The 6,438-nt window shown below is 65.4% G+C and carries 5 protein-coding genes and 1 pseudogene; all 6 read left to right on the top strand.

All coding sequences use genetic code 11. From position 1 onward, the window contains the following. Positions 1–101: 101 nt before the first annotated feature. Positions 102–1,427: pseudogene (locus tag H3V53_RS42055) on the top strand (chemotaxis protein CheW); the annotation flags it as partial. A gap of 42 nt (positions 1,428–1,469) precedes the next feature. Then, entirely contained in the window at positions 1,470–1,997 is a 528-nt protein-coding gene (locus H3V53_RS42050) for a chemotaxis protein CheW (RefSeq protein ID WP_336602874.1), read from the top strand. 131 nt (positions 1,998–2,128) lie between these two features. Continuing rightward, positions 2,129–3,931, top strand: a complete 1,803-nt coding sequence (locus H3V53_RS42045; RefSeq protein WP_336602873.1) for a methyl-accepting chemotaxis protein — start codon at positions 2,129–2,131, stop codon at positions 3,929–3,931. 326 nt (positions 3,932–4,257) lie between these two features. Further along, entirely contained in the window at positions 4,258–5,190 is a 933-nt protein-coding gene (locus H3V53_RS42040) for a CheR family methyltransferase (protein WP_054918341.1), read from the top strand. Beyond that, the gene (gene cheD, locus H3V53_RS42035) at positions 5,187–6,002 is read left to right on the top strand and encodes a chemoreceptor glutamine deamidase CheD (RefSeq protein ID WP_336602872.1); all 816 of its coding nucleotides are present in this window, start codon (positions 5,187–5,189) and stop codon (positions 6,000–6,002) included. Before H3V53_RS42040 ends, cheD begins: the two co-directional genes overlap by 4 nt. 5 nt (positions 6,003–6,007) lie before the next feature. Beyond that, on the top strand, positions 6,008–6,438 hold a 431-nt coding region (locus H3V53_RS42030; RefSeq protein WP_336602871.1), incomplete at its 3' end, for a response regulator.

Raw genomic sequence — 6,438 nt, 5'->3', positions numbered from 1 at the left:
TGAAGGGTGAGTAAGCAGGGAGAGGGCAGATAAGATCGCATTGCAGCGGATCATCGGACAACATCATGCAGATCATTACAGCAGAAGAAGCGGCCTCGCAGCCCGCGGCCGCGCCCGCAATCGTTACACCTGCGGTCGCGCCGCAGGCCGCGAGCGAGTCCGCACCCGCTGCCGCCGCGCCGAAGGCATCCGAGGGCGACCGCAAGGCGCGTCCGGCGGCTGCCGCGAACGCGGGCGAAGGCAGCTCGATCCGGGTGGGCGTCGAAAAGGTCGACCAGCTGATCAACCTGGTCGGCGAACTGGTGATCACGCAGGCGATGCTCGCCGAGACCACCAGCACGTTCGACCCCGCGCTGCACGATCGCCTCTTCAACGGCATGGCGCAGCTCGAGCGCAACGCGCGCGATCTGCAGGAAGCCGTGATGTCGATCCGCATGATGCCGATGGATTACGTCTTCAGCCGCTTCCCGCGTCTCGTGCGCGATCTGGCGGCGAAGCTCGGCAAGCAGGTTGAACTCGTCACCTTCGGTCAGGCGACCGAACTCGACAAGAGCCTGATTGAGCGCATCATCGATCCGCTCACGCACCTCGTGCGCAACAGCCTCGACCACGGCATCGAAACGGTCGAAGCGCGCAAGGCGGCGGGCAAGGATTCGACGGGCCAACTGGTGCTGTCGGCGGCGCATCACGGCGGCAACATCGTGATCGAAGTCAGTGACGACGGCGCGGGCCTGCGCCGCGACAAGATTCTCGCGAAGGCGGCCAAGCAGGGCATGACCGTCAGCGACACGATGACGGACGAAGAAGTCTGGAACCTGATCTTCCTGCCGGGCTTCTCGACGGCCGAGCAGGTGACGGACGTGTCGGGCCGCGGCGTCGGCATGGATGTGGTCAAGCGCAATATCCAGTCGATGGGCGGTCACGTCGAAATCACGTCGCACGCGGGCAAAGGCAGCACGACGCGCATCGTTCTGCCGCTCACGCTGGCGATTCTCGATGGCATGTCGGTCAAGGTGGGCAGCGAGATTTTCATCCTGCCGCTGAACTTCGTGATGGAGTCGCTGCAGCCGCGCGCCGACGACATCTACACCGTGGCCAACGGCGAGCGCGTCGTGCGCGTGCGCGGCGAATATCTGCCGCTGGTCGCGCTGCACGAGGTGTTCTCCGTCGAGGACGCACGCACCGATCCGACGCAAGGCATCGTCACGATCATGCAGACGGAAGGACGGCGCTTCGCGATGCTGATCGACGAACTGGTCGGCCAGCAGCAGGTGGTGGTGAAGAACCTCGAAACGAATTACCGCAAGGTACACGGCATTTCCGCCGCGACCATTCTCGGCGACGGCAGCGTCGCGCTGATCGTGGACGTGGCGGCGCTGAACCGCGAGACGCGGGCGTCGCATGGTGCGTCGCTCGCGCTCGCCTGAAACTGAAACTCAACTCATATCCCAACCGTTTTGGGGGCTAACGTGGCAGAAGTCCAATCCATCAATTCGAACGGCGTGGCCGGTTCGGGCGGCCGCCGCGACGCGCAAGCCGATGCGAGCGGTCAGGAATTCCTGATCTTCACGCTCGGCGCAGAAGAGTACGGCATCGACATCCTGAAGGTGCAGGAAATCCGCGGCTACGAGAGCGTGACGCGCATCGCGAACGCGCCGGAGTTCATCAAGGGTGTGATCAACCTGCGCGGCATCATCGTGCCGATCGTCGACATGCGCATCAAGTTCCACCTCGGCCGGGTCGAGTACGACCATCAGACGGTGGTGATCATCCTGAACGTCGCGGGCCGCGTGGTCGGCATGGTGGTGGACGGCGTGTCGGACGTGCTGACGCTCGCCGTCGACCAGATCATGCCCGCGCCGGAATTCGGCGCGACGCTGACGGCGGAGTATCTGACGGGCCTCGGCACCGTCGACGGCCGCATGCTGATCCTGATGGACATCGAAAAGCTGATGACGAGCCGCGAGATGGCTCTGACGGAAACGCTGGGCAGGTAAGGCGCTGTGAGCCGCCCGAGCGGCCCGCCACGGGTGCGGAGCAAGCGCGCAAGTGTACTTTGGACCTGGGGCGGGACTCGGGTAGCACGCGCAGCGGAACGCTCAAACACAGGTAATCAGGGAGTACAACAATGTTGAGCAGATGGTCGATCCGGACGTCGCTGACCCTCGTCGGGATCATTCTGGTTGCGCTGACGGTCACCGTCGGAGCGCTTGGACTGACGGCGCTCGCCCGCTCGGGCGATGCGCTCGACAGCATGGCGCACGGCGATATGGTCGCGATCCGCACGCTGAACGATTCGGCCTCGTATCTGCTGCGCTCGCGCGTGTCGCTGGATCGCGTCAACGCATTGACGGCAGCGGGCGAAATCGAGCAGTCGAAGCAGGTGCTCGACCGCGCGGCCGAACTGCTCGGCAAATCGAACGAGAACTGGCAGGCGTTCCTCAACACACCGAAGAACGGCATCGACCCGTCGCTGATCGACGCCGTCGTCGCGAAGCGCGCCACGCTCATCAACGACGGCGTGAACCCCGAGTTCACGGCACTGCGCGCAAGCGATCTGTCCGGCTATCACGCCATCGCCGACACGAAGATCAGCCCGATGTTTGTCGAATACGACAACGCGTCGTCGCCCGTCGTCAAGGCGCTGCAGGCGCACGCCAACCAGCAGCAGGAAAGCACGGCCGCGCAGATGTCGATGCTGCGCGCGGCGATCATCGCCGTGATCGCGGTTGCGCTGGTGCTGGTGGTGGCGATCCGCTTCGCGCTGCGCGGCATGATCGTCAAGCCGCTGAACGACGCCATCGAATGCTTCGAGCAGATCGCGAAGGGCGACCTGTCGCAACGCGTCGACGCGTCGGGCAGCAATGAAATCGGCCGTCTGTTCAAGGCAGTCAAGACGATGCAGGACAGCCTGTCCGGAATGATCAAGGCGGTGCATACGAGCGTCGAGTCGATCGACACGGGCGCGCGCGAAATCGCGATGGGCAACACGGACCTGTCGCAGCGCACGGAGCAGCAGGCGGCATCGCTGCAGGAAACGGCGTCGAGCATGGAGCAGTTGACGGGCACGGTGAAGCAGAACGCCGACAACGCGCGCCAGGCGAGCCAGCTGGCTGTGAACGCGTCCGATATCGCGACGCGCGGCGGCGAAGTGGTGAGCCAGGTGGTGAGCACGATGCAGGACATCGCGACCAGTTCGAATAAGGTCGTCGACATCATCAGCGTGATCGAAGGTATTGCGTTCCAGACCAACATCCTCGCGCTGAACGCGGCCGTCGAAGCGGCGCGTGCGGGCGAGCAGGGCCGCGGCTTCGCAGTGGTCGCGGGCGAAGTGCGCAGCCTCGCGCAGCGCAGCGCGAGCGCGGCGAAGGAAATCAAGGAGCTGATCGGCGACTCCGCCGACAAGGTGCAGAGCGGCTCGGCGCTGGTCGGCCGCGCGGGCACGACGATGGACGAAATCGTGCAGGCCGTGCGCCGCGTGACGGACATCATGGGCGAGATCAGCGCGGCATCGGAGGAACAGTCGGGCGGCATCGAGCAGGTCAATCGCGCCGTCGTGCAGATGGATGAAGTGACGCAGCAGAACGCGGCGCTCGTCGAACAGGCGGCGGCAGCGGCGGCATCGCTCGAAGAACAGACGCGTTCGCTGCAGTCGGTGATCGGCCAGTGGCGCGTGAATGGCGCGAGCGGCGCGAGTGGCACGAGCACCCAGGCGGCGAAGCCGACGGCGGGCACGGCGAAGAGCCGCGTCAAGGCTGCGGTCGCGCACGCAGCGAAGCCCGCTAGCGCGCAGTCTGCCGTCGTGAAGGCGGAACCGTCGCCGGCCCGCGTCGAACCCGTCGCGAAGAAGCCGGCCGTGGCAGCGGCCGAGCCGGCTGCGCGTCAGACCGCCGTCGCTTCGACGTCCGATGCCGACTGGGAAACGTTCTGACGAACGGCGAATGAAGATGCGGATTCGCGGCACATCGTCAGGTGACGGACGCCACCTCGCCATGAAGCGTGACGGCGCGCGCGCGATGGGCGGCGGGCTCGCGGCAGCAATTGATGGATACGTGAGCGCGGCACGCCCGGTCCGGCCGCACGCGGTACGGGCAACGACAGCAGCACAGGAAGTGACACGCAAACTCAGGCAAGCAGCAGCACTCGGGGCAGCGCCGACAGCGGCGTGTGCAACAGCGCAGGCAACATCGCAGGCAACAGCGGCATTGGCGGGATCGACGGGCGGTGCGGCGCTCCTTATGGCAGACGGAAGACATGATGATGGCAACGCGCGCGCAATCACGCCCTGAGCGGGCAGAGCCGGCAAGACCCGGCGAGCAGGCACGCGACTTCGAATTCACGTCGGCGGATTTCGCGCGCATTCGTGAACTGATTCATCGCAGCGCAGGCATTTCGCTGTCCGACCACAAGCGCGACATGGCGTACAGCCGGCTCGCGCGGCGGCTGCGCGCGCGCGGGATCGACTCGTTTCGCCAGTATCTCGACATGCTCGAGGCCGACAATGATCCCGCCGAATGGGAAGCTTTCACGAACGCGCTGACCACCAACCTCACCGCGTTCTTTCGCGAAGCGCATCACTTTCCGATCCTCGCCGAATTCGTCGCGCGGCGCCCGGCGCCCGTTTCCGTGTGGTGCTCGGCGGCATCGACGGGCGAAGAGCCGTATTCGATCGCGATGACGCTGATCGAAGCGCTCGGCGAGCAGGCCGCGCGCCAGGCGACGGTGCTCGCCACCGACATCGACACGCAAGTGCTCGCGAAAGGCGAAGCGGGCATGTATCAGTTCGACCAGGTCAAGCATCTGTCGCCGGAGCGGCTGAAGCGCTTTTTCCTGAAGGGCACGGGCGCGCATGCGGGCATGGTGAAGGTGCGTCCCGAAGTGCGCGCGATGATCCGCTTCGAGCAACTCAATCTCACCGAGCGCGACTACCGGCTGAACACGCAATTCGACGCGATCTTCTGCCGCAACGTGATGATCTATTTCGACAAGCCGACGCAATCGCAGGTGCTGTCGCGCTTCGAGCCGCTCGTGAAGCCGGGCGGCCTGCTGTTCGCCGGGCATTCGGAGAACTTCACGTACGTCACGCAGGCGTTCCGCCTGCGCGGCCAGACCGTCTACGAACTGACGCGCGACGTGGGCGCCAATGCAGGACGCGCGAGCCAGCGCGCATCGAGCGGGGTGCCAGCATGAGCAGCACCTTGCCGATCGCAACCAACCTGTATTTCGACAACCACTTCCAGAAGCAGGGTGTCAAGCTGCTGCCCAACGAGTTCTACACGACGAGCGAAGACATGGTGCTCGTCACCGTGCTCGGCTCGTGCGTGGCGGCGTGCATCCAGGACCGCACGGCGGGCATCGGCGGGATGAATCACTTCATGCTCCCCGACGACGGCGCCGACGTTGCGCAAGCCGCGTCGGATTCGATGCGCTACGGCGCGTACGCGATGGAAGTGCTGATCAACGAACTGATCAAGGCGGGCGGCCGCCGCGAGCGTTTCGAGGCGAAGGTGTTCGGCGGCGCGGCCGTGCTGGCGGGCATGACGACGATGAACATCGGCGATCGCAACTCGGCGTTCGTGCGCCGCTATCTCGCGCTTGAAAAAATTCGCATCGTCGCCGAAGACCTGGAAGGCACGCATCCGCGCAAGGTCGCGTTCATGCCGCGCACGGGCCAGGTGATGGTCAAGAAGCTGCGCCTTCAGCAGGAAGCAGGCGTGGCGGAACGCGAGCAGGCGCTCGCGCGGCAAACGGCCGAAGCGCGCGCCGAACGGCTCGCGAAGGCGCGCGCGCGGGTCGAGCTGTTTTCCGCGCCCGCTGCGGGCAAGCCGCGCATCGAACTGTTCGGCGCGGGTTCCCCGAACACGGCGGCAGGCCCGGCTGCGAATGCAGCGGCAGGCACGGGCGCGGCGCGTCCGGCCGGCGCGAAGCCGCGTATCGAACTATTCGGCGCCACCGCGCGCCCGATCCAATCAAATAACGCCAGGACTGTAGAGGAGGCGTGAACGCTGTGCAAAAGATCAAAGTATTGTGCGTCGACGATTCGGCGTTGATTCGTAGCCTGATGACGGAAATCATCAACAGTCAGCCCGACATGACGGTCGTCGCCACCGCGCCCGACCCGCTCGTCGCGCGCGATCTCATCAAGCAGCACAACCCGGACGTGCTGACGCTCGACGTCGAAATGCCGCGCATGGACGGCCTCGACTTCCTCGAGAAACTGATGCGCCTGCGGCCGATGCCCGTCGTGATGGTGTCGTCGCTGACGGAGCGTGGCTCCGAAATCACGCTGCGCGCGCTGGAACTCGGCGCCGTCGATTTCGTCACGAAGCCGAAGGTCGGGGCCTGTTCTGCCGGATCAACTATCGCGACAGCAAGCCGCATTACATGGCGGACCTGCCGCGATTCTTCGGCTATGCGCGCAAGGTCGCCGAACGCTAC

The organism is Paraburkholderia bengalensis (assembly GCF_037126505.1).
In the GTDB taxonomy this organism is placed as follows: Bacteria; Pseudomonadota; Gammaproteobacteria; order Burkholderiales; family Burkholderiaceae; genus Paraburkholderia; species Paraburkholderia bengalensis.
The sequence above is the reverse complement of the archived record's forward strand: the minus strand, read 5'-3'. Positions and strand labels throughout refer to the sequence as shown.

Bases quoted from the DNA above. Each gene is read 5' to 3' on its own strand.
- cheD (WP_336602872.1), top strand. From the start codon at position 5,187: ATGAGCAGCACCTTGCCGATCGCAACCAACCTGTATTTCGACAACCAC.
- H3V53_RS42045 (WP_336602873.1), top strand. From the start codon at position 2,129: ATGTTGAGCAGATGGTCGATCCGGACGTCGCTGACCCTCGTCGGGATC.
- H3V53_RS42040 (WP_054918341.1), top strand. From the start codon at position 4,258: ATGATGGCAACGCGCGCGCAATCACGCCCTGAGCGGGCAGAGCCGGCA.